Here is a 22,325-nt window from a genome sequence, read left to right on the forward strand (position 1 = left end):
ACGACCCGGCCCTCGGACTGCAGCTTCTTGACCACCTCGACCTTGTCGGCGGGCAGCACCTCGGCGATCACCTCATCGATGCCCACCTCGGCCGCAACGGTCCTGGCCACCGCCTCGTTGTCCCCGGTCAGCAGCACCGGCCGCAGGCCGAGCGCTCTGAGCTGCTCGATCGCCTGGCGGCTGGTGGCCTTGATGACGTCGGCCACCACGAGGACGGCGCGGGCCTGGCCGTCCCAGCCGACCGCCACCGCGGTGCGGCCCTTGGCCTGCTCGGTTTCCAGCGCGCTTTGCAGGCTGTCGGGCAGGTGCTGGGACCATTCGGCCAGCAGTTGCGGGCGGCCGACCAGCACCGCGTGGCCGTCCACGATCCCCTGCACGCCCAGGCCTTCGACGTTGGCGAAGTCCTCCACCGTCGTCTTTGACTGGGCCGCGCGGGCGATGGCCTGGGCGATCGGGTGCTCGGAGGCGTGCTCCAGCGCACCCGCCAGCCGGAGGACCTCCTCGCGGTTCTCCCCCTCGGCCAGGTGCACCGCTACCAGGGTCATCTTGCCTTCGGTGACCGTGCCGGTCTTGTCCAGCACGACGGTGTCGACCTTGCGGGTGGACTCCAGCACCTCCGGACCCTTGATCAGAATCCCGAGCTGGGCACCCCGCCCGGTGCCCACCAGCAGCGCGGTCGGCGTGGCCAGGCCCAGCGCGCACGGGCACGCGATGATCAACACCGCCACCGCCGCCGTGAACGCCGCCGCCACCCCGTTGCCGGTCCCCAGCCAGAAGCCCAGCGTCCCGACCGCCAGCGCGATCACGATCGGCACGAAGATCCCCGAGATCCGGTCCGCCAGCCGCTGCACCGCCGCCTTACCGGTCTGCGCCTCCTCCACCAGCTTGGCCATCTGCGCCAGCTGCGTGTCCGCACCTACTCGGGTGGCCTGGACGATCAGGCGGCCGCCCGCATTCACCGTGGCACCCGTGACCGCGTCCCCCGGCCGCACCTCCACCGGCACCGACTCGCCGGTCAGCATCGAGGCGTCCACCGCCGAGGAGCCTTCCAGGATGACGCCGTCGGTGGCGATCTTCTCGCCGGGCCGCACCACGAACGTGTCGCCGGCCTTGAGCTGGTCGGTGGGGATCCGCCGGCCGTCGGCCAGCTCCACCTCCTTGGCGCCCAGCTCCAGCAACGCCCGCAACGCCGCCCCCGCCCGCCGCTTGGAACGGGACTCGAAATACCGGCCGGCCAGGATGAACGCGGTCACCGCCGCCGCGGTTTCGAGGTAGATGTTGCCGGAGCCGTCGGTGCGCTCGATCGTGAAGGAGAACGGGTGGGTCATGCCCGGCGTGCCCGCGCTGCCGAAGAACAGCGCCCACAGCGACCAGCCGAACGCGGCCAGCGTGCCGACCGAGATCAGCGTGTCCATCGTCGCCGCGCCGTGCCGCAGGTTGGTCCAGGCCGCCTTGTGGAACGGCCAGCCCGCGTACACCACCACCGGCGCCGCCAGCACCAGCGACAACCACTGCCAGTTCGTGAACTGCAACGCCGGGATCATCGCCATCGCGACCACCGGCACACTCAGCACCACCGCGGTGATCAACCGCTGCCGCAGTTCGTCCTGCGGGGGTGCTTCGCTCGGAGCCGGGGCAGCCGGCAGCGCGGCCGTGTACCCGGCCTTCTCCACCTCGCTGATCAGGTCCTTCGGGTCCACGCCATCCGGGAAGGTGACCTTCGCCTTCTCCGTCGCGTAGTTCACCGTCGCGCTCACACCGTCGAGCTTGTTCAGCTTGCGCTCGATCCGGTTCGCGCACGACGCGCAGGTCATGCCACCGATCGACAGCTCGACGGATCTGTCCTGGGCCAGGGAAGTCATCACCCCTCCTTTTCCTGATTCAGTGCCCGTGACCGCTGGTGCCCGGCTGGGCCGGTCCCGCACCACTCGCCCGGGCGGTGAAGTCCGCGGTACGGACCTTGCCGTCATGCTGGAAATCCAGGAACAACCGGTAGTCGCCGCCGCTGGGCACCTCGGCGTAGAAGGTGATCTCCGGCCCCGCCTTCACGCTCTCCTCCGGATGCACGTGCAGGTAGGCCAGGTCACCGGCCCGCAACGCCACCAGATGCCCGTACGCTCCCAGATACGGCTGCAGGTCCGTCACCGGCTTGCCGTCCTTGCTCACGCTCAATGTCAGCTTGCTCGCCTGACCGGGTACGAGATCACCCGCCAGGGAGACCGTGTAGCCGTCCACCTCAGCCGTACGAGCCACCGGGGCAAGAGGCTGCGGCTTGTAGTCACCCGCGACCAGCAGATCCGCACCCAGCGTCAGGTTACCGCCGCCCACCGGAGTGAAGTCCGCGAAGGCCCGGTACGCGCCCGGCTCCGCCAGCGTCAGCCGCACCGACCACGCCCCGTCCCCGTCCTGGACGGGGTGCAGGTGCTGGAAGCTCGCCAGATCCCGCGACACCACGATGAAATGCAGCTTCTTGTCATGCTCGACCTGGTAATCGGTCACCGGCCTGCCATCAGGGCCGGTCACCGTGAAGCGGAAGTCGGTCGGCTCGCCGGCCTTGACGGTGGTCAACGGGTTGAGGGTGTAACCGTTCTCGGACACTTGAAGCCCCCTAGGGGTATCGCTCTTCGTCTGTTCGTGCTCGCCTTGCGGGGCCATCGCGGCATGGTCCTCGGCCTGCGCCGGGGCCGCCGTCGGGCCGACCACCTGGCCCACGCCCAGGGCGCCGCCGAAGACGACGGTCAGCCCCAGGACGTAGGCGCCGAGCTTGGCGGCGGCGTTCATGCCTGGCCCGCCAGCTCGTATCCGGCCTCCTCGACCGCGGCGGCGATCTCCGCCCGGTCGACGGGGCCTTCGCTATTGACCGTCAGCAGGCCGCCGGCCAGGTCCACCTCCACGGAGGTGATCCCCGCGACCCCGCTGACCTCTTCCTTCACCGAGCTCACGCAGTGGCCGCAGGTCATGCCCTTGACGATGTAGGTGGCGGTGCTCATGACGTCTCCTTCTTCGTAGTCTAACACCCTACCCCCCTAGGGTATGTAGAAGGGTTTTTGGGATTCAGCCGACAGGGTCGCTCTCGCGTACGGCCGGCCTGCGCATGAGAGCGGCCGTGAGCGCCGCGCCCAGGACGGCCACCACCGCGGCGCCCGTGAAGGCGGCCTGGAAGCCGAGCTGCTCCTGGGAGGTGGCCAGCGCGGTCATGACGGCCAGGCCCAGCGCGGAGCCGACCTGGTAGGTCGTGTTGACGATGCCGGAGGCGAGCCCCGCCTCCTCCGGGCGGGCGCCCGACATGGCCGACATCATCGCCGGGATGTATGCCAGGGACATCCCGACCGCCGCGATCAAGCTCGCGGGGAGCACGTTCGTGGCGAACCCGCCGGTGAACCCGAGCGCGGCCACCCCGGCCGCCAGCACCGCCAGCCCGACCACGATGAGCGGCTTGGCCCCGAACCTGCCCAGCAGCCTTGCGGTGATGCCGATCATGAAGATCATGATCGCCACGGTCATCGGCAGCAGCGCCGCGCCGCTGGCGAACGCGCCGTACCCGAGGACCTGCTGCAGGTAGAGGTTGAGGAAGTACCACATGGGGATCCAGGCCGCGCCGAGCAGGGCCATGGCCAGGTTGGAGGTGGCCAGGCCGGGCGTGCGCCAGATGGCCAGGGGCATGAGCGGCTCTCGTACCGTACGCTGCACGAACAGGAACAGGGCGAGCAGCGCCGCGCCGCCGAGTCCGGCCGGCCAGTTCGCGGCGACGATGGCGTACACGACGAGCGCGATGCCCGCGGTGACGGACGCGGCGCCCACGAGGTCGACGGATCCGCGCTTGCCGCGCACGGCGGGCAGCAGCCTGGTGACCGCCAGCGTGGCCAGGCCGATCGGGACGTAGATGATGAAGACCCAGGGCCAGCTCAGATACTCGGTGATCACGCCACCGAGGAACACGCCCGCCGTGCCACCCGCCGGGGCGGCGGCGCCGTACAGCGCCATGGCCTTGCCCAGCTCGCGGGCGTTGTGGCCGAAGAGCATCATGAGCAGCGCCATGGCGGCGGGCGCGATCAGCGCCCCGCCGATGCCCTGCACGGCACGCCCGGCCACCTCGACCCAGGCGGTGGTGGCAGCGGCGGCGACCACGGATCCGGCGATCAGGACCGCCCACCCCGTGACGAACACCCTGCGCGCCCCGAACAGGTCGGCCAGTCGCCCGCCGAGCAGCAACAACCCGCCGAAGGCGACCACGTAGGCGTTGAACACCCACTGAAGCCCGCCGTCGGAGAAGCCCAAGTCGCGCTGCATGTCGGGGAGCGCGACGCCGATGATGGAGGTATCCATGATCACCATGAACTGTGCCGCCGCGAGCACGAGGAGCGCCCACCAGCGTCTTTCGTCAGCCATGACGTGACCCCTTCCTTCCTTGCTACCCCCGGGGGGTATATCTGGGAACGGCGAGGAACGTAACACACCCCCATGGGGTATGTCCAGTTCGAAGTCATGCGCGCCCGGGCGCGATATTTGGCATGATCGAGCTGTTGCCTGACGGGTGACCCCCTGAGTGGAGGGGGATGGACACGGAGAGGAATCCGAGATGTCGTGGGGGATGGGGTTAACGCGCCTCACCTGGGGCTGACCACTCGTTCTCCGCGCATTCCGCGCATCTGGTCTGTGCGCAACACAGGGAGCGCAGCCATCCCTTGCTAGGCTGCATGTCAACCGTTGGGTCTCACCCCGGCAGGTGAGGCCGTCGAAGAAGTGGGGTCACACCGTGAAGAAGCTGCTCGTTCTGGCGCTGATCGCCCTTGGGGGGTTGCTGATCTGGCGTAAGGTGCAGGCCGACCGCGCAGAGCTCGATCTCTGGACCGAGGCGACCGGCAGCGAGAACTAAACCGACCGGCGAGGCGATGAGTGACGTCGTCCCCATCAAGCTGGTGTGCCTGGACCTGGCAGGCACCACAGTCGGTGACATCGCCATGGTCGAGCGCGCCTTTGCCGAGGCGATCGCGACCCAGGGCATAGTGCCCGGGACCGGAGCATACGCGCGTGCCATGGTTCACGTGCACCGGTCCCGGGGCTGCCCCAAGATCGATGTCTTCCGTGGGATCTTCCCCGGGAACGAGGCCCAGGCGCAAGCGGCGAACCTGACGTTCGAGCGCTCCTACGAGGGCACTCTGGAGCGGGCGGGTCTCGTCCCCATGCCCGGAGTTCTGGAGGTCCTCGACAAACTCCGCGGCACCGGCATCAAGCTCGCCCTGATCACCGGCTTCAGCCGCACCACCCTGAGCCGCATCCTGAGCGTCCTCGGCTGGCACGACAAGATCGACCTGGCCATCTCCCCCGAAGACGCCGGCGGCCGCGGCCGCCCCTGGCCGGACATGGTCCTGCACGCGGTGCTGCGTCTGGGGGCGGAGGACGTCCGCCAGGTGGCCGTCATCGGCGACTCCGAAAGCGACATGCTCTGCGGCAGGCGCGCGGGGGCGTCGATCGTGGCGGGGGTGATGACCGGGGTCCACAGCCGGGAGCGCCTTCTGAAGGGCGGCGCGACCCACATCCTTGACTCGATCGCCGACTTCCCTAGTTTGGTACTGAGCGATGACCTTGGTACGACGCAGGTAGCTTCGTCCGCCCGGTAAGCTATCTTCGTCGAAGGGGCCTTAGCTCAGTTGGCAGAGCGCCTGCTTTGCAAGCAGGAAGTCAGGAGTTCGAATCTCCTAGGCTCCACCCCAGGTCAAAGGCCACTCCCCGTGATCGGGAAGTGGCCTTTACGATCTTGTACAGCTGCAAAGTACAGCTACAGCCTCAACCGTTCTCCACACGCTCGCCCTGCTCCTGCGGGATAGGGAAGACGTACCGCTGGGAGATCTCCTTGAGTGCGTCAGCACATGCTGACTGCACCGGCTCGGAATCCGCGTACCTGAGCTTCAGGCTCGCGTACGGCTTGTGGGGACACGGCCCCCGCCCGGAGGTCGTCCCGTGCCAGCCGCATAGGCCCTTGTATCCCTCTGTGCCTGGGTTGTGATTCTTGCGTTCGTAGGGCTTCACCCAAATCACGACATCCGCCATGACTGCTGACGTTACGAGCGTTGGCAATGGAAGGGTAGAGATCGGCTGCAGTACAAAGCCGAGAACTGCCAGAAGGCCCACCCGGCAGGGGTGGCCTTTCGTGATAGATCCTTTTGCCTCTAGCGTTCTAGATGATCTCCTAGGCGCTTGAGTGCCTTACGTGTCTCTTCGGAGGACACTTCGTTGTAGATGTTCATGGTCACCACGATCTGCGAGTGACAAAGGATCTGCATGGCCACGTGCCCACCCTGCCTGCGGGTTGAGGCGCGGTCCGCCCAAGAAGGCTCAGCGGATGTCCGCCACCGCTTATGGAAGGCGCGTTCGCCTCAAGCGAGTCTCCCCACGCGTAATGTCAGTCGCATGCCCTAGCGTGTCCACCTGCCAAAAGGCGGCCATCTCGCCATGGACCACGGGACAGGAGCGCTTACGTGGGTGTCTTCTATGAAGTACTACCGCACCGCGCACCGTGCTGCGGCGACCGTCCAACCTGAGCATTCCCGGGAGATCGCCGATGCCTCGCGTGGAGTTCCGGAGTTCGATGTGGTGGTGACCAAATGGATCGACCCCGAAGTGGTCCTGGCCAGCTTGTCGCGTTCGCCGGCCAAGTCGGCTATTCCCTGGGGCTGGTCGAGACGGTGGGGCTGTATCCACCCCCGGAGGATGCGCCACGAAGCGACGACGAGTGGGATGCCCTACCCGAAGACTCTCCGTACAGGGAAGGGCCCGGCATCATGGAACTGTCGGCGAAGGCTCGTGACATGCTCGCCAGTGTGGATGACGCCGGCCTGCCGATGCTGGCGGAGCAGTGGGCAGCCATCGAGGAGTTCTCGCACTTCACCGACGACGACGGTTACATGCTGTCGCTCACCAAGGATCTTGTTGGCCTGGCACGCCGCGCGAGAGAGAACGATCAGCTGCTCTACTGCTGGTGCTGCTTGTGACGTGCCTGGCGACCGTGCCCGTTGCGTGCCCGATGGGGTGGGAAAGTCCCCGGCTGGACTCAATCTTGCGGCGTGTGTGATGCGGAGGGGATGCCGCGCTCGCGGAGGAAGCGCGGCGGCTCGAATGGGTGATAGGCGAGTGGCGAATTCGCACCATTTCCCATGGTGATCCGCAGGGCCAGGTGAAGGGTCTGATCCGCGAATGATTAAGGCCCGGTGAACGATCCTCAGGGCCTTCCCATCGGGTGGCCACTGTGTCGCGTCCAGGCGTTCGAGGCTTGCATGGAGCCCTACACTGCAGGCAGCCAGACCTTCCTCAGATGCTTCGACACTCCGGGGAAGCCATGACCGACTCTATGAATTCGTCCCGCCATGGCCTTCCTCTATATCGCCCAGCCAACCAACCCTGTACGATCGTCGATCGCTGTGTCATTCCTGGCTCGACATCCACTCCAGTGCGGATACGAGTACGGCCTGCTACTCAGCGGATAGATCCGGATCACGGAATTATGACATTTTTCCATCCTGGCCATCGGCGGCATGGACCACAACCTGAAAATCGACCAAACTGTCTGATCACTAACAGGCTCGGGGGCGATCATGAAGCGAACCATCATTGCCGGAATCGCGGTCTGCTTGATCGCGTCGCTGGCGTCCTGCAGGGCAAAGCCGCACCTGCCTGACCAACCGGTAGTGGCGTCATTGGAACATCTTCGGATGGTGGTCGGCAACTCGGCCATGGTCGCAAATCCCGAATATCGCCTTGTGGGTCATGAACTCGAGCCCGTACCGGAGGGGTACGAGTTTCAGTTCCTTGGTATCGCACCGAAGCCGAACGATGGACAGAATTTCTCTTTTGGATCGCCGTTCAAAGCGTTGATCGGCCGGTCCGGCGAAGTGCGGGATGTCACCAAACTTCGCCCTACTGATCTGTCGTCCGCTATCACTGAGTTCGGATCAGGCGTACGGAAGATTCATGCGGAAAACCCTCCACACGAATTCAAACGGGGGACGATGGCGACAGTCCTGATCGAATTCGAAAGGCCGGAGACGGAAAAAAGCCTCGGCCTTGAGAATGGACCGGCGGAGGACGTTTTCTTGTCACGGCAACGGCCAGGAGCCAGGCCGATATTTTGGTCAAGTCAGACAGGATGTTCAGATAAAGACTTACCTGATCCATGTATTGACTATTCGTCGGTCAGCCAGATTCGCAGTTGGGTGTCGCAGCTGGCGGCGGCGGATGGTGATGTACTGAGTAAATTTGGACTGAATCTGTCCGATCTCCAACGGGCTGCAGCGGATGGGCTGATCTACGGAATCATTATGGATGTCTCGCCCTATGCACTGAGGCGGCGTCTGAAGGAGGGAAATATTCGAGCTGTTTGGGTGGCAGAGGTTCGGATATGCCCCATCAAAAAAGAATGTCCGTAATTACGCATTTGAACGCGCGTCGGCTCTACAGGCGGGCCGAACCCTCTTGCTGCCCTTGGCAGGTGCCGCTCGCGATAGGACACAGCTGGCCCATGCCGCGGCGATCGCTGACTTTGGTGCTGACGGGCACGAGTTGGAGCGATCAGGGCAGCAGCCTCCTGCGTCGGACCTTGCCATCGGAGGACCAGGCTGAGATGGCGCGAGTTACGACAACAGTGACAACAACGTCGGCCCCCACGAGCACACGATGGCAGCGTCTCGCCCCCGCTGAACTCGGCCGACCACACGAGCGCCAGGGCAGTCTGTCCGTCTGAAAGCGGACGATCCCTGAGGTGTCCAAGCCTCTGCCTACACAGCCCGAGGACGAGCACCAGGACGTAGGCCGGGTACATCGGGTCATTGTTCTTACGGGTCTACTCCAGGAAGGTCCGCGCCTCCTCGACGGACCAGGGCTTGACCTTGCGCTGGCGGGAGACCGACAGTCTTGGACGAACGCGGACGCGGCGCGGAAGAGGGTTGGACGAAGGACCCGGATTTCTGTGAATTCCGGGTCTTTCTCCAGCAGGCGGCCCAAGCGCACCAACACCGTTTCGGCATCGTTGCCGACTTCGTCGGTTATGGATCCCAGCCGGTCCAGCAGCTCCTGGCGTAAGGGATACCACTGGCCATCCTCGCGACTTGGCACCAAGGTGTCGGTCCGCGGATCGCTGAGGATCGCAGCGGCGTACAAGGCCGCCGGGCCCTGTCGCAGAGTGGGGAGTATTTGATGGTGCACTGGGTCGTTGAGGTGACGGACGGGCTTTGGCTTGGGCCTCTAAGGGCCTCCCTTCGGTCGAGCACCCTTTCGAGGTCCCACCCTCTGCTCAGCCAAGTGATCAGCCAGTTAGATCCCGCCCTGCTCCATCGTGCTCCGCTTCGCTCCGTGCGTTCCCAAAGCGAGCTTGCGCCATCGAGGACCGAACAGGCTCATATCCGGGTATCCACGTAAACCGCTGTGGCGTCATACACCTTGCCTCGCGGCCATCGTTTGCCTTCGGGGTCGGAGTGTTCGGCTTGGCGGACCTGCGTGATCAGAGCTTGAGGGCCATGCTTGGCGAGGAGGTCGAGGGCCTGGCGCAGAGGGTCTCTACGGTCCTGTCGAACATGCCATGGTCAGCTCGATCGGGTGGCGGTGAGTACGGCGATGTCACGGTCGAAGCAGACGACGATGTGGCCTTGTGGGGTGGCAGCCACGGCGTTGACCGAGTCGAGGAATTCGATGTCAGGGCTGATCCTGTCAAAGGTGGTGAGGCTCCATGCCGCCACCGTCCTGTGGCTGGCGGCGACTGCGATGGGGTGGCCGTCGATCGTGGTGGCGGCGAGTGCGACCACGGTTCCCATGGAAAGCTGGCCGATCTGCTGAGCGGTGGCGACGTCCCATACCTTCATCGGTGGGTCGCGCCAGTCGTCGTTCGTGGTGATGGCGATGGGTCGTCCGTCCACGATGGTGGCGGCCACGAGGCGTACCTGCTTGCCGTTGCTACCGGTTGTCTGGAGTCCGGTGTCGCGGTTTGCGGTGAGGTCACGGACCCGGAAGCCGCCGCCCCACCGTCCGAGGACGGCGACCGGCTGGTCGTCGAGCGTGGTGGTGGTGAGGTCTTGTACCCATCGATGGTCGCTCTTGCGAGGGTTTCCGGTCTCTTCGCCCGTGCGGAGATCCCATACCCGGATGGTCTTGTCGTCGCTGGCGGTGATGGCCCGGGGCGGGTCGTCCGTGTTGTCGGCCGCGACCGCGGTTATCGGGCGGCGGTGGGTGGTCAACGGTGCTCCGGCCGCTTTCCCCAGTGCGAGGTCCCAGAGGTGGACTTTGCTGTCCTTGCCTCCGCTGATCGCCACCGCGCGACCGTCCACTTGGGTCGCGGCCACGGCAGTGACGGCGCCGGTGTGGTCCGTGAGAGGCTGGCACACCTGATCGCCGGTGTCCAGATCCCATACTCGTACGGTTTCGTCATCGCTGCCGGTGACCGCCACCGGCCGGCCGGCCACTGAAGTGGTGGCCACCGCCGTGATCGCGGCGTCGTGGCGAACTGGCTTGTCGGCCGGTTGGCCGACGACCAGATCGGACACCCGGACCGACCCACCGTCGCAACTCGACACCACCACCTGCCGGCCGTCCACCACTGCCGTCGCCACCGCATGCACCGTGCGGCGATGCTGAGGGAACAGCTCCCCGACCAACTCGGCCGTTTTCAGGTCCCACACCTGGATGGTCGGCTCATTGGAGTTGCAGGTGATCGCCACCAGTCGGCCGTGTACGACCGTGGTCGTCACGGCCTCCAAGTCCGCAGATCGGGGAAGGTCACCCACCGGCAGTCCGGTGGCCAGGTCCGACACGCGTGTGGTCGTCTGGTAGCCACCGGAGACGACCACCAGATGGCCGGCAGTCAGCTCCGCAACCGCAACCGCGCTCACGTACCCACTGTGGCCAGTGAACGGGCTGCCCACCGGATCACCGGTATCCAGGTCCCATACCCGGACCGTTCGGTCGCCGCCCGTGACAGCAACCCAGCGGCCGTCCAGCATCGCGGTCGTCACGGCGTACACCGGGCCGGTGTGGCCGCGGATCGGTGCCATCACCTCCTGCCGCGTTTCCAGGTCCCACACCCGTACCGTCGTGTCGTAGCAACCGGTGACCACCACCTGGCGGCCATGGCGTTCCGCGATCGCGAGGGCCTGCACGCTGTCAGCCTGAAGGTGGAACGGCTCGCCCACCGGCCTACCGGACGCGAGTTCCCACACCCGTACGGTGTCGTCGTCACCACCGCTGACCACAACGGGGCGACCGTCCAGAACGGACATCGCCAGCGCCCGCACCGCGTTCGTGTGACCAGTCCATGGGGCGCCGACCAGCTCGCCGGTTGACAGATCCCAAACCCGTACTGTGTCGTCGCCGCCCCCGGTGACCGCCACGGCACGGCCGTCGAAGACCGCGGTCGTCACCGCCGCCACCCAATTGGTGTGGCCGTCGGTGGTGCCCACCGGCGGGCATGACTTCACGCCCTTCGGCAGCAGACTGGTCCAAGTTGGCTGCACACGCCAGGCAGCAGGACGAATAACCGGTACCTCATGGCGGGACGGAGACGACATGCCGCGCATATTAGTTGCCGACGCCGGGACGCGTCTCAAGAAACCTGGGGGGCCGTCTTCCCGGGTGGCGGCGTGTGGCCGGAGTTGGCGGGGCCCACATGGACGATGTGGGACGGTCCTTCCTGAGCTGCAAATACGATTTGGTGAGTGGTATGCACGCGGTTGGCTACCGCTTCTTGAGCGCTTTCCATTCATCCATCGGTCCACCTCGGACGGGTTACCGGGATTACGGTGAGCAGGTGATCAAGTCCTTTGAAATCCTTGGGATTGCAGGTGTACAGCGGTAGCCGGTTCGCGATCGCCACACAGGCAATCATCAGGTCTGCAGTGCGGGGGCGTGGTTTGCGTCCTGAAGCGATGACGGCCGTCCACAACTGGCCGTACTCGCGGGCTGCGGTGTCGTCGAAGGGGAGTGGGTCGAATTCGGCTTCAGCGGTCTGAAGGATCTTCATTCGCTGGGCGAGTTCCAGTGGTCCTTTCGACACCAAGACGCCGACCGAGAGCTCTGCGGTGGTGATGGAACTGATCATCATCTCATCGGGGAGCTCTTCGGGATCGATGTCTGCGCGCAGGATGAGGATGTTGGTGTCGAGCAGCCCAAGGGCGTTGGTCATCCCTCGTCCTCTGCGGATTCGCGTCTGCCGTATGCGCGATCGTAAGGGTCGTAGAGATCGTCGTTGACGTGGCGGTCCATGTCCTCGCGATATTTGCGGTCGTCCAGTCGTGGCATGCCACGCGACATGGCGGCGAACTCAGCGCGTGACACGGCCCGGCGCCGGCGGCGGAGAGGGACCAGATCACCGATGTGATGGCCGTTACGGGTAACGGCGTACCGCTCCCCACGTTCCAGGCCGTCCATGATCTCCGCTGACCGATTGCGCAGGTCGCGTTGAGAGATCTCATGGGAGTGGTCACGCTCAGGAGTGCTCACATCGGAAGTCTACAGCGTTGTGCTATTCGGTGCTACATGGTGGCACGCTGGACGATCATCGAGCCCGATGGGGCCGTGCTGGTAGGAGCGACCGGACGCGGAGGCGAGATCGTTTCCCGGGCCCACGTGGAGGTTCCTGTACAGCAGAGAAGAACAGCAACGGGGGCCGCACTGTGGCTCGTCCTGACGTTCTCCGGCACATGCCCGACCAGGGCCGAAGCTCTCTGCGTCGTGACCGGCTCCCGTTTGCAAGCAGGAAGTCAGGAGCCGCCCGGTCGCCGTCCGTGCCCCATCCGCGCTTTGAGGTCCGCCAGACCCGCGCCGAACTGAGCCGCGAGCGTGTTGCCGGTGTGGCGGAGATCATGGGAGAGCAGCCCCTGTAGTCCCATCTCCTTGAGCGCTTCCGCCCACTCGGACTCGCGCCGGAAGCTACCGCTGCGCAGGAACGCGCCCGCTTGCCGAGGAACATGAAGGCCTCGTCGGTCTGGTCGACGTAGGTGGCGAGGTGCTCGGTCAGGGCCGAGTCGATTGCACTGACTGCCCGCACGGATGAACCGGACCAGGTGATTCACCGTTGGCAGCGGGGGCCTCTTGGGTGTCAGCGTGGCCCGCGCCAGTAAGCGAGTTGCCCGCTCGTGCTCTTGATCACGCGTGGCGTCGACTCGTTCTGAGGCCAGATCTGCAGGAGATAGCGGTCGATGACCTCGTCGGATGTGTCCACCTCCGCGGCCTCGTCCATGTTCTGGGCGTGGTAGCGCAGTCGGTACCAGCCCGGTCCTGCGGGCAGCGCGGGGAGTTCATGGACGTCACCGCCGCCCCACTCGTACAGGGACAGCTGCCCGGCCTCGGACCTGAAGCTGATCTCCACGATGTCCTCATAGCCGTCAATGTCTGCCCCTGGGTCGTGGTCGGCCACGGCCGCCGAGAAGCCGACCGCTCCAGTGTGCAGGCCCGTGATCAGGAAGGCCCCGCCGTCATCCACCCGTATGATCCCGACGGGATGCACAGGATGGTCGGCGGGAACTCCGTCCGGGCCCATGGCGTCGTCGGTGTCGTCGACTAGGTACGCCTGCCCATAGTGAACGCCGAGATCGAACGACACAGTGCGAGGATCGGTCATGGCCGGCAAGCCTACGATCATGAACTGACATTTCCAGCCGTACAGGCTTGTGCAATATGTGCGCATCTTGGCACGCGTCCACGCCCACAAACCAAAGAGGGTGGAACTTCCCCTGAGGCCGCGCTCGGTAAGTTCTGCGACGCGCCAGCGCGGCGGCTTGGGCTGCGGCACGAGACCCCGAGATCCCTCAGTGCCTCGATTTCCCGCGCGTTCGGGGTCAGTCGATCAGTTCCTCCACCGGCACCGTCTCATCGGCCGGCGGTGGCACGATGTGCACCTTCATCCCCCAGTCCGACAGGCGGAGGTCTTCCACAAAGGCGTAGTACGGGTCGCCGCTGACCGATCTGTCACGGCTGTCGTTCGGCTCGCGCCAAGAGCTCCACGCTCTGCGGACGAGTCGGTCGCCACCGATCCACAACCGCCGGGACACCTTCCAGGTGCCGTACCTACCAGTGGGCTTACTCCGGAAGCCGATGCGCAAGCCTGGTTTCGCCTTGCTGAGCTGTGCGAAGGTGATGCTGCCCTGATACAAGGTGGTGCGCACGCCGTCGTACACGCCCGCGGGCCGCTTGTCCGTCGTGGTGGCCGGCACAGCTCTGAGCGTGGTCGGGTCGGCGAGGTCGACAGAGCCGGACTTCAGCACAAGCTGGCACAGCCGCCTACTGGTTGGCTTGCCAAGCTGTACCCATGCGGGGAGGCGCGGCGCAATGCCGAAGACCGTTCCAGCGAGGAAATCGCCGTGCCCGTCGCGCGTGGCGTGCTGGTAGATCAGTGCTGCCCGGTCGCTGTCGTGGCCCATCCGCGCCTTGAGGTCCGTCGGGCTGGGCCGCGAGCGTGTTCCTAATGTGCCGGAGATCAGGGAGATGCGGGCCCTGAAGCCAGGTAGTCCGCCATGAGCCGTACGACCTCCTCCGGACAGTCGGTGGTCAGCGCGTGGCCGCAGCCGTCAAGTTCGCGCACCTGCGCAGCGGGCATCCGGCGAGCGAACTCCTGGGCCTGCCACACCGGGTTGACGGTGTCCTGGCGGCCCCAGATCACCAAAGTGGGAGTGGCGGTGGATGGCATGGCGGCCAGGGTTTCGCGCCAGTCCAGGCCGCGTTCGAGCAGGACCTGGCTCTCCAGGTTGTCGGGGAAGGTGCCGGGTGCCCAGAACGCGTCGACGTCCTGCTCCAGGATCCTGCTTCGGTTGACGTGGATGCGGTCGAGCGCGGCGCGGGAGCTGGACCTGTCGGCGTAGTACCAGTTGTTCCACAGCTCCCCGATGACCGGGTACTTCATGAGTTCGTACACCCAGGTATCGCGGGTGGCGGCGCCGGAGGGGGACAGCAGGAGCAGGCTGCTGACGCGTTCCGGGTGGCGCTGGGTGTAGGCCAGCGCCCAGCCTCCGCTCCACGACAGCCCTCCGAGCGCGGGACGGTCGATGCGCGCCGCGTTCAGGAACACGCCGATCGCCGTGGTCATCCCCCTCAGGTCCCAGGTGAAGGAGCGGTCCTTCAGCCGGGTGAATCCCTGACCGGGGAGGTCCACGACGTAGACCGTGTGGTCGCGGGCGAGCTCCGGCACCTGACGGCGCCAGCCGTACGTCCATGAAGCCCCGGGCGACAGCAGCACGACGGGGGTGCCGGAGCCCTCCTTGACGTAGTGGAAGCGGGCGAGTGGGGTGTCGAGGAACCGCGCGTTCTCCGGCGGTCGGTAGGCGGCCGCCGCTGGGCGGTAGCCGTACGCGCCATAAAGGGCGGCGCCGACGGCCAGGGTGAGGATCAGGCTCAGGACCGCGAGGGTACGAGGTCTCATGGGTGCTCTCCGTTCTGTGGGATTCCACCAGAAGGAGGCGAACGAGCCTCACGAGGTTCCTCACGATTGCCACGCTTTGCGGAAGCTTCGGCGGGCGCGGTGCAGGCGCGATTTGACCGTCCCCTCCGGTACGTGCAGGAGCCGTGCGGCCTCTTCCTCCGGCAAGCCCTCCAGGTCACGCAGGACCAGCACCGCCCGATGCTCGGGTGGCAGGCGCTCGAGCACGTCGCGGATGTCCACCGCGCTCTCGACGTCCTGCCTCGACGGGAGTTCGGCGAGCTCCACCGCGTGGTGCCGCCGTTTCGCGATCCTGACTGCTTCCCGTACGGCTATCGCCCGGGCCCAGCCGTGGAGCGCCTGCGGATCGCGCAGGCTCCCCAGGTTCCGGAAGATCGCGATCAGTGACTCCTGGACGGCGTCGGGCCCGTTGTCGAGCGCGATGGGCCCGCAGATCCGGCCGAGGTAGGGCGTCAGCTCGCTGAGCAGGTCGTTCATGGCCATCGTGTCGCCGCCCTGCGCGGCGCGTACCAGGTCGGCGCTCATCGACGCACGACCCTCGCCTCGAGCCTGGCCAGCGCCTTCTCTCCCGCGACCCGCACACCCAGGGGCACCAGCGCCGCCCGGCCGGGGACGCGGATTCCTCCCGTCTGGGCGACCAGGGTTCCTCCCGGTACGGCCGCCGCCGCGACGCCGATGATCAGGAACCTGCTCTGCATCCAGCACCAGCCGGGCCGCAACTCGACGTCGAACCTCGCACGCATGCCGTACCTGCTTCGCGCCTTGGCCACCAGGCGCTCGCTCCCGTGCCCGGACACGATGGTCAGGCGGCGCATGTCCGGCTCGAAGGTGCCGAACTCCTCTTCCAGGGCACTCACCACGGACCAGACGTCCTCGAACGGGGCGGGGATGACACGTTCCGCCATGTACGCCCCGGGGATGGCGGAGGCGAGCACCCGCAGCCTACGCACCGGGTCCAGATCAGCAACAGGCCAAGTCATATCCATCCAGAGGCGTCGAACGTGGAGAAGGTTCCATGGAACCACCGGCGATTTCCGCGCCTCCTGCCGGGCATGAGAATCTCACTCCCAGCGGCCTTCGTCGCCGCCGTCCTGCTGCTCGACGCGTTCCTTCACCTTTCCTGGCTGGTACGGCCGGCCGCGGACCCGCGAGCGCTCTCCCTGGCGACGCTCAACTTCGACACGCCCTTCACGGCGCGCATCCTCGTACCCCTGGTCGTCGTGCTCACCGTCGCCGCCCGCTCGGTGGTCGCCGTCTCCCGCGGGCGGGGCGGTCGGCTCGCCAAGGCGGTCGCTCTCGCTCTGGGCGGCGGGCTGCTCGCGCGTGCGGAACTCGGCCTCGCCTGGGCCTTCGGGCTGGGCACGGACACCGGCACCCCGTTCTACTGGCTCAACCTGCTGCTCTACACCCCGTTGTGCGTGGCGCTGGCGTTCGCGACCGGTGCCGTGCTGATGCGGGCCTTCTCCCCGGGGGTCTGAGCCGGGACAGTGTTGCCGGCAGGTGCGCTTCGTAGCCGGCGTGATGGACCGTGAAGAGGAATGGGGGGTTCGCCGAACTAGGGGTGTTCCGAGGTAATCGTCTGAAAGGCCGGCATGCATGACAGCTCCCCCCCAAGATTCGGCGCCTCCCAGCGAGGGCACCGACGCGCAGGTGATCGAGGCGTCGTGGCGTCACCCTGATCGCTTCGGCGCCGTCTTCGATCGCTATTTCGCATCCATCCACCGCTATGTTCACCTGCGCCTGGGTGAGTCGGCCGCGGATGACCTCGCGGCGGAAACCTTTCTGCGCGCCTTCCGTAGCCGGGACCGTTTCGACCTCACCTGTCCCAGCGCCCGGCCCTGGCTGTACGGCATCGCCTCCAACCTGGTCGCCGAGCACCGTCGCGGTGAGGCGCGCAGGTATCGGGCGCTGGCCAGAAGCGCAGATGCCGCGGAGATCGCCAGTCACGACGAGCGCGTGGTGCAGCGGATCTCCGCCGCGGTCATGCAACCGCGGCTGGCCGCCGGTCTCGCCCGGCTCTCGTCCGGGGACAGGGACGTCCTGCTGCTGGTCGCCTGCGCTCAGCTCAGCTACGAGGAGGTGGCCGAGGCTCTCGGCATACCTCAGGGAACGGTGGGATCACGTCTCAACCGCGCCCGCAAGAAGCTCCGCAAGATCATCGGTCCCGCCGGGGAGGCACTGTGATGAACGAACTCGAAGCGATCAAGGCCCACCACGACAGCCTGCCCGGACCCGCGCCCGAGGTGACCGCGCGCGCATGGGTGCTGGTGGCCGAAGAGATCGAGGCCGAGCGGACCGGGAGCGGCCACCGCCGGCCGGCGCGGCCACGTCGGCAGTCTCTTCGCGGTTTCCCGGCCGGCTGGTGGGCGATGAGGGCCGGCGTGGCCGTGGGCCTCGCGGCGGCGGTGACCGCGGGACTGGTCATGGTGCGTGGCGATCACGACTCCGCTCCGTTCGGGGCCCCTCCGGCCAGCGCCGCCGAGTTGCTAAGGCATGCGGCCGCGGTCGCGGCGCGGGAGGACGTACGGCCCGGGCCTGGGCAGTTCGTCTACGTCGATCAGAAGAACGTCACGTTCGCCAGCGGTTCCGAGGGCGAGTACACCCAGGACGTGCGCCGAGAGGTATGGATGCCCGCCGGGGATCCCGGCAGGGCCCTGACGCGCTCGACGTACGGGCAGACACACGCCACCAGCGGGCGCCCTGAGCACGTGCAATCCCCCGGAACGGTGGAGTATCAGCGCGCGGGGCAGTGCCCCGAGCACTCCCTGAGCCTGCCGTTCCAGGCCGCCGATCTTCCCGCCGATCCTGATCGGGTTCTGGCGAAGATCCGCCAGGGAGCGGAGACGTTCGTCCGGTCGGACCAGCGCAGACGAGGAGAGACGGGCCTCGCCCAGGACGAGATCGACATGCGGGTCGAGAAGGTCGTCGCGAGCTCGTTGCTCGGGCTGGCGCAGGACCCGCTCACCTCGTCCCGGACCAGGGCCACGGTCTTCGGCGCGCTGTCGAAGCTGCCGACCGTGACCATCGTCCCGGACCTCACCGACCCCGCCGGACGACACGGGGTGGGCGCCTCGCTCAAGCTTGAGAACCCCTACGGCTGGGAACGTGGGGAGCTCATCTTCGAGCCGGCCACCTACCGGTTCCTCGGCTACCGGAGCTGGATCGGGCGGCAGGAGGGCGGACAGGTCAGGGAGACTCCGGGCGCCAGTACGGCGGTGATGACCGTGAAGGTCGTCGACTCCATGCCGGAGGTTCCGAAGGATGCCGGCAAGCCGATGTTCTGCTGACGGCGTTTTGGGGCAGAAGGTAATGAAGTACAGCACAATTGACGCATGGGACACCCTCGGCAACCCGGTCCGCGGGAGTACCCCGGTCTCGTTTCTGCTCTGGTCGTGATCCTGGCAGTGCTTCTGCCGGGCGGCTTCACGTTCAGCGTGTACAAGTACCTCAACGCCCCCGACCCGAGCACCGCCGCGGCCTCGCCCACCACGGATCCCACACCCGAGCCCAAGGAGCCGAGCCCCGGCGAGAACGAGCGCCGCCCGGACTCTCCGATCGACGCCGACGCGTACGGCGACTGGAACTTCCGTCTGGGCGGCGTCACGTTCAGGGCCGAGAAGGTGGGCGGCTGGACGTACGACTCCTGCGCGCCGGTGGACAGGAACGGCGTGCTGGCCAGGAACAAGTGCGAGCGCGCCGTTCAACTGGCCTATAAGGCCTACCGAGGGCATCTCACGGCGGTCCAGGTCATCATGTCCTTCCCCACCGTGAAGGCGGCCAAGGCCACGGCCGTCCACCTGGCGGGCTCCTCCCGGGCGGTGAAGTGGCGCCGGGACAAGATGCTCGACACGTACGTCTACGGCAAGCAGCGGGTGGCCGCGACCAAGAGGTACGTCGTCCTCACGATCGTCACCGCCGACAGGACGGCCCAGGCGAAGGCCACGCGGTTCCACCACTACCTGCACACGGATCGTTCGAACAGCTTCCTCTTCCGCGACTCGACCGCTTCGGACTGAGCGGTCACGCCGCTCACGCCTGACTCGTCCGTAAGCTGAGGGTGTGTCCCCCGCTCTGGTCCTGCTCGACGGCGTCCGCTGGCAGGGTGTGCCCGTGGTCGGCGATCGTGCGCAGACCCTGCTGTCCGTGCTCGCCCTGCACGGGCGTGCAGGGGTCAGTGACGAGCGCCTGGTCGAGGAGCTATGGCCCGATGAGGCGCCGGCCAATCCGACGAAGGCGCTGCAGGTGGTCGTCTCGCGGACCAGGGCGGCGACCGGTGCCGATGTCGTGGTGCGGATGCCGCGTGGTTACCGGCTCGGACTGGCCGCCGATCAGGTGGACGCGCTGCTGGTCGGCGCGCTGGTGAAGGAGGCGCGGGCCGCACTGGGCGAGGACGACGTGGCGCTCGCGCGTCGCCGCGCCGAAGAGGCCATGGCTCTCGTGGCCGGCGGCTCGGACGGTGCCACGGGCGCGCTCGCCGAGCTGAGGGGCATGGCAGCGACGTGGGTGGCCGAGGCCCGGCGGGTGGCGGCGATCGCGCGGGGCCGGAGCGGCGCTCACGAGGCCGCGCTGCCGCTGCTGGAGGAGGCCGCGGCCGACGGGCCGCACGACGAGGAGCTGCTGGCCTGCCTGCTGCGGAGCGAGGCCGCCGTACGAGGTGCCGCCGCCGCTCTGGAGCGCTACGAACGGTATCGCGCGGGCCTGGTAGCGCGGCTCGGCACCGAACCGGGGCCCGAGCTCGCCCGCGTGTACGCCGAACTCCTCGTCGCGGACCGGCCGGTGCGAGCGGGCATCCTGTTCGACGGCTCCTCGTTGCTCGGCCGCGATGGCGACATCCGTGCGGTGCACGCCCTGTTGCGGACCAACCGGGTGGTCTCCGTCATCGGCCCTGGCGGGCTGGGCAAGACGCGGCTGGCCCATGTCGTCGGCAGAGACGTCGCGCAGCCCGTCGCTCACTTCGTCGAGCTCGTCGGCGTGTCCTCGCCCGAAGGCGTGGTGGGCGAGGTGGGCTCGGCACTCGGGGTGCGGGATTCGGTCAGCGGGCGTCGTGTCCTGACCGCCGAGCAGCGCTCGGACGTTCGCGCCCGGATCGCCCAGCATCTCGATCAGGCTCCGGCGCTGCTGATCCTGGACAACTGCGAGCACGTGATCGAGGCCGTCGCCGACCTGGTGGCGTTCCTGACCGTGACGACCCGCGACCTGCGGGTGCTCACGACCTCGCGCGCCCCCTTGTCGATCCCCGCCGAACGCGTCTACCCGCTCGGCGAGCTGCCCACGGGCGACGCGGTGGAATTGTTCCGCCAGCGCGCCACGGCCGCCCGCCCGGATGTGCGGATCGACGAGGGAGTGGTCGAGGAGATCGTCGCCCGCCTTGACGGGCTGCCGCTCGCGATCGAGCTGGCGGCGGCCAAGGTACGGGCGATGTCGGTGGAGGAGATCGCGCGACGCCTGGCGGACCGGTTCGCCCTGCTGCGCGGCGGGAACCGTACGGCCCCCGATCGGCACCAGACGCTGCTCGCGGTCATCGAGTGGTCGTGGAACCTGCTGGACGAGCCGGAACGGCTGGCGTTGCGGTGGATGTCGCTGTTCGGCGACGGTTTCACGCTGGCCGCGGCCGAGCACGTACTGGGCTCGGACGCCCTGTACGTGGTGAACGCGCTGACCGAGCAGTCGATGCTGAGCGTCCGCGAGACGACGTACGGCCTGCGCTACCGGATGCTGGAGACCGTCAGGGAGTTCGGGCGGATGCGGCTGAAGGAGGCCGGCGAAGAGGCGTCCGCTCGGGCGGCGCAGCGAGCGTGGGCGACGGCGTATGCCCTCGAACACGGCTCCAAGCTGTTCGGCCCGGCGCAGTTCGCGGCGGCCGACGCGTTGCACGCGGAAGAGAGCAACTTCGCCGATCTGCTCCGGCAGGCTCTCGTCGAGCCCGATCCCGTCACGATGGTCCAGTTGCTGGCCGGCGTCGGCGCGCTGTGGTCGATCCGCGGCGACCACTCCCGGATTCTCGTTCACCGGGACGCGATCGCCCAGGTGGTCAGCGGCTGGCTGCCGCCGCCGCATCTCTTCGAGGTGGCCAGGGCCGCCATGCTGATCACGCTCATGAACAGCCTGAACTTCACCGACCGCGGCAGCGGTCCGATGCGCGACCTCCTCCGTACGCTGCCGGCCAGTGACGCGACCGATCCCCGAATCGCGGCGATGGCCACGGTGCTGCTCGCGTGCGACGCGGACGACGGCGCCGACGTGCGCCGTCGGCTGGAGGAGTTGTCCCGGAGCACCGACCGTTACGTGGTCTGGGCGGCGACGCAGATGAACGCCCAGGTCCTGGAGAACACGGGAGACGTCACCGGGGCGATCGAGGCCGCCGAGCTCACCCTGACGATGGTCCGCGAGGACGAGGGGCCGTGGTTCGCCGCGATCATGCACGCCATGCTGGCCCACCTGGTCATGCAGCACGGCGACCGACGGCGGGCGGTCGGACACGCGCGTACCGCCATCCCGGTGCTGAGCCGGATCGGCGCCGCCGACGACGAGGTTCAGCTCCGCGCGCTGCTGCTGATCTCCGCTCTCGCCGACGGCGACCTCGACGCCGCGGAGGCCGAACTCGCCGGGATCATCCGGATCAACGACAACGAGACCGTGCTCGGCGGCGTGGCGATGGCCTCGCTGTGCGCGGCCGAGCTCGCCCTCGCCCGCGGCAGGACGGCCGCCGCGCTCGCGGAATACCGCCTGGCCGTTCAGCGGGCGCACGACCTGCGTCTGCCCGGGGTGTTGCACACGGAGATCGCGCCGTGGACGATCATGGCGGTGTCGGTCACTCTGACGGCGTACGCGTACCACGCGCCGCCGGAAGACGCCCGGTACGGCGAGGAGCTGTTCTCCACCCTCCGGGGCTACGACCTGCTGGCCGCGGACA

20 protein-coding genes, 1 tRNA gene and 1 pseudogene are annotated in these 22,325 nt (G+C 67.3%); 10 read left to right on the top strand and 12 right to left on the bottom strand.

All coding sequences use genetic code 11. The features are described from left to right. From ACWDX9_RS12340 to ACWDX9_RS12355, 4 genes are all read right to left on the bottom strand, one after another. A partial coding sequence (locus ACWDX9_RS12340; protein WP_449952363.1) for a heavy metal translocating P-type ATPase occupies window positions 1-1,862 on the bottom strand: 1,862 nt, incomplete at its 3' end. Window positions 1,863-1,881: 19 nt separating this feature from the next. Continuing rightward, window positions 1,882-2,781 (bottom strand): hypothetical protein, encoded by a 900-nt coding sequence (locus ACWDX9_RS12345; RefSeq protein WP_449952366.1) that lies wholly within the window; start codon window positions 2,779-2,781, stop codon window positions 1,882-1,884. Then, window positions 2,778-2,990 (bottom strand): heavy-metal-associated domain-containing protein, encoded by a 213-nt coding sequence (locus ACWDX9_RS12350; RefSeq protein ID WP_364267437.1) that lies wholly within the window; start codon window positions 2,988-2,990, stop codon window positions 2,778-2,780. Before ACWDX9_RS12350 ends, ACWDX9_RS12345 begins: the two co-directional genes overlap by 4 nt. Window positions 2,991-3,054: 64 nt before the next feature. Beyond that, window positions 3,055-4,389, bottom strand: a complete 1,335-nt coding sequence (locus ACWDX9_RS12355) for an MFS transporter (RefSeq protein WP_449952371.1) — start codon at window positions 4,387-4,389, stop codon at window positions 3,055-3,057. 367 nt (window positions 4,390-4,756) lie between these two features. Between ACWDX9_RS12355 and ACWDX9_RS12360 the strand changes: the two genes are divergently transcribed. The 5 genes from ACWDX9_RS12360 (at window position 4,757) to ACWDX9_RS12380 (ending at window position 8,423) form a co-directional block, all read left to right on the top strand. Next, a complete protein-coding gene (locus tag ACWDX9_RS12360; protein ID WP_020542320.1) occupies window positions 4,757-4,876 on the top strand; it encodes a DLW-39 family protein in 120 nt (39 codons plus the stop codon). Window positions 4,877-4,892: 16 nt separating this feature from the next. Beyond that, window positions 4,893-5,621 carry an HAD-IA family hydrolase gene (locus tag ACWDX9_RS12365; RefSeq protein WP_357752501.1) on the top strand — a complete coding sequence of 243 codons (729 nt, stop codon included), beginning with the start codon at window positions 4,893-4,895 and terminating at the stop codon, window positions 5,619-5,621. 15 nt (window positions 5,622-5,636) lie between these two features. Next, a tRNA-Ala gene (locus ACWDX9_RS12370) sits at window positions 5,637-5,709 on the top strand. 896 nt (window positions 5,710-6,605) lie between these two features. After that, on the top strand, window positions 6,606-6,992 hold the full coding sequence (locus ACWDX9_RS12375) for a hypothetical protein (protein WP_449952373.1): 387 nt from the start codon (window positions 6,606-6,608) through the stop codon (window positions 6,990-6,992). A 600-nt stretch (window positions 6,993-7,592) separates the two neighbouring features. Then, window positions 7,593-8,423 (top strand): hypothetical protein, encoded by an 831-nt coding sequence (locus ACWDX9_RS12380; RefSeq protein ID WP_449952376.1) that lies wholly within the window; start codon window positions 7,593-7,595, stop codon window positions 8,421-8,423. 1,152 nt (window positions 8,424-9,575) lie between these two features. Here the strand turns inward: ACWDX9_RS12380 and ACWDX9_RS12385 are convergent. The 8 genes from ACWDX9_RS12385 to ACWDX9_RS12420 all read right to left on the bottom strand — a co-directional run bounded on the left by ACWDX9_RS12385 (window position 9,576) and on the right by ACWDX9_RS12420 (window position 16,362). After that, window positions 9,576-11,441 (bottom strand): WD40 repeat domain-containing protein, encoded by a 1,866-nt coding sequence (locus ACWDX9_RS12385; protein ID WP_449952378.1) that lies wholly within the window; start codon window positions 11,439-11,441, stop codon window positions 9,576-9,578. Window positions 11,442-11,740: 299 nt separating this feature from the next. Then, window positions 11,741-12,163: a PIN domain-containing protein gene (locus tag ACWDX9_RS12390; RefSeq protein ID WP_449952381.1), complete on the bottom strand. Its 423-nt coding sequence runs from the start codon at window positions 12,161-12,163 to the stop codon at window positions 11,741-11,743. Then, window positions 12,160-12,480, bottom strand: a complete 321-nt coding sequence (locus tag ACWDX9_RS12395) for a type II toxin-antitoxin system Phd/YefM family antitoxin (RefSeq protein WP_449952384.1) — start codon at window positions 12,478-12,480, stop codon at window positions 12,160-12,162. The genes ACWDX9_RS12390 and ACWDX9_RS12395 overlap by 4 nt, the downstream gene beginning before the upstream one ends. A 598-nt stretch (window positions 12,481-13,078) precedes the next feature. Continuing rightward, a complete protein-coding gene (locus ACWDX9_RS12400; RefSeq protein WP_449952387.1) occupies window positions 13,079-13,771 on the bottom strand; it encodes a hypothetical protein in 693 nt (230 codons plus the stop codon). A 46-nt stretch (window positions 13,772-13,817) separates the two neighbouring features. Beyond that, window positions 13,818-14,399 carry a hypothetical protein gene (locus ACWDX9_RS12405; RefSeq protein WP_449952390.1) on the bottom strand — a complete coding sequence of 194 codons (582 nt, stop codon included), beginning with the start codon at window positions 14,397-14,399 and terminating at the stop codon, window positions 13,818-13,820. Between the two features lie 56 nt (window positions 14,400-14,455). Next, window positions 14,456-15,394 carry an alpha/beta fold hydrolase gene (locus ACWDX9_RS12410; protein ID WP_449952392.1) on the bottom strand — a complete coding sequence of 313 codons (939 nt, stop codon included), beginning with the start codon at window positions 15,392-15,394 and terminating at the stop codon, window positions 14,456-14,458. Window positions 15,395-15,454: 60 nt separating this feature from the next. Continuing rightward, window positions 15,455-15,937: an RNA polymerase sigma factor gene (locus ACWDX9_RS12415; protein ID WP_449952395.1), complete on the bottom strand. Its 483-nt coding sequence runs from the start codon at window positions 15,935-15,937 to the stop codon at window positions 15,455-15,457. Further along, window positions 15,934-16,362 carry a hypothetical protein gene (locus tag ACWDX9_RS12420; protein ID WP_449952398.1) on the bottom strand — a complete coding sequence of 143 codons (429 nt, stop codon included), beginning with the start codon at window positions 16,360-16,362 and terminating at the stop codon, window positions 15,934-15,936. Before ACWDX9_RS12420 ends, ACWDX9_RS12415 begins: the two co-directional genes overlap by 4 nt. Window positions 16,363-16,464: 102 nt before the next feature. On the opposite strand from ACWDX9_RS12420, the gene ACWDX9_RS12425 reads away from it, so the two are divergent. From ACWDX9_RS12425 to ACWDX9_RS12445, 5 genes and pseudogenes are all read left to right on the top strand, one after another. Next, on the top strand, window positions 16,465-16,890 hold the full coding sequence (locus ACWDX9_RS12425; RefSeq protein ID WP_449952400.1) for a hypothetical protein: 426 nt from the start codon (window positions 16,465-16,467) through the stop codon (window positions 16,888-16,890). A 172-nt stretch (window positions 16,891-17,062) separates the two neighbouring features. Further along, complete coding sequence (locus ACWDX9_RS12430) at window positions 17,063-17,596, top strand: RNA polymerase sigma factor (RefSeq protein WP_449952403.1); 534 nt, start codon at window positions 17,063-17,065, stop codon at window positions 17,594-17,596. Continuing rightward, a complete protein-coding gene (locus ACWDX9_RS12435; protein WP_449952406.1) occupies window positions 17,596-18,699 on the top strand; it encodes a CU044_5270 family protein in 1,104 nt (367 codons plus the stop codon). The genes ACWDX9_RS12430 and ACWDX9_RS12435 overlap by 1 nt, the downstream gene beginning before the upstream one ends. Window positions 18,700-18,804: 105 nt before the next feature. Further along, complete coding sequence (locus ACWDX9_RS12440; protein WP_449952409.1) at window positions 18,805-19,428, top strand: hypothetical protein; 624 nt, start codon at window positions 18,805-18,807, stop codon at window positions 19,426-19,428. A gap of 277 nt (window positions 19,429-19,705) precedes the next feature. After that, window positions 19,706-20,938 (top strand): annotated as a pseudogene (locus ACWDX9_RS12445) (ATP-binding protein); the annotation flags it as partial. Window positions 20,939-22,325 lie beyond the last annotated feature (1,387 nt).

The sequence above is a fragment of the Nonomuraea sp. NPDC003201 genome (assembly GCF_053590415.1).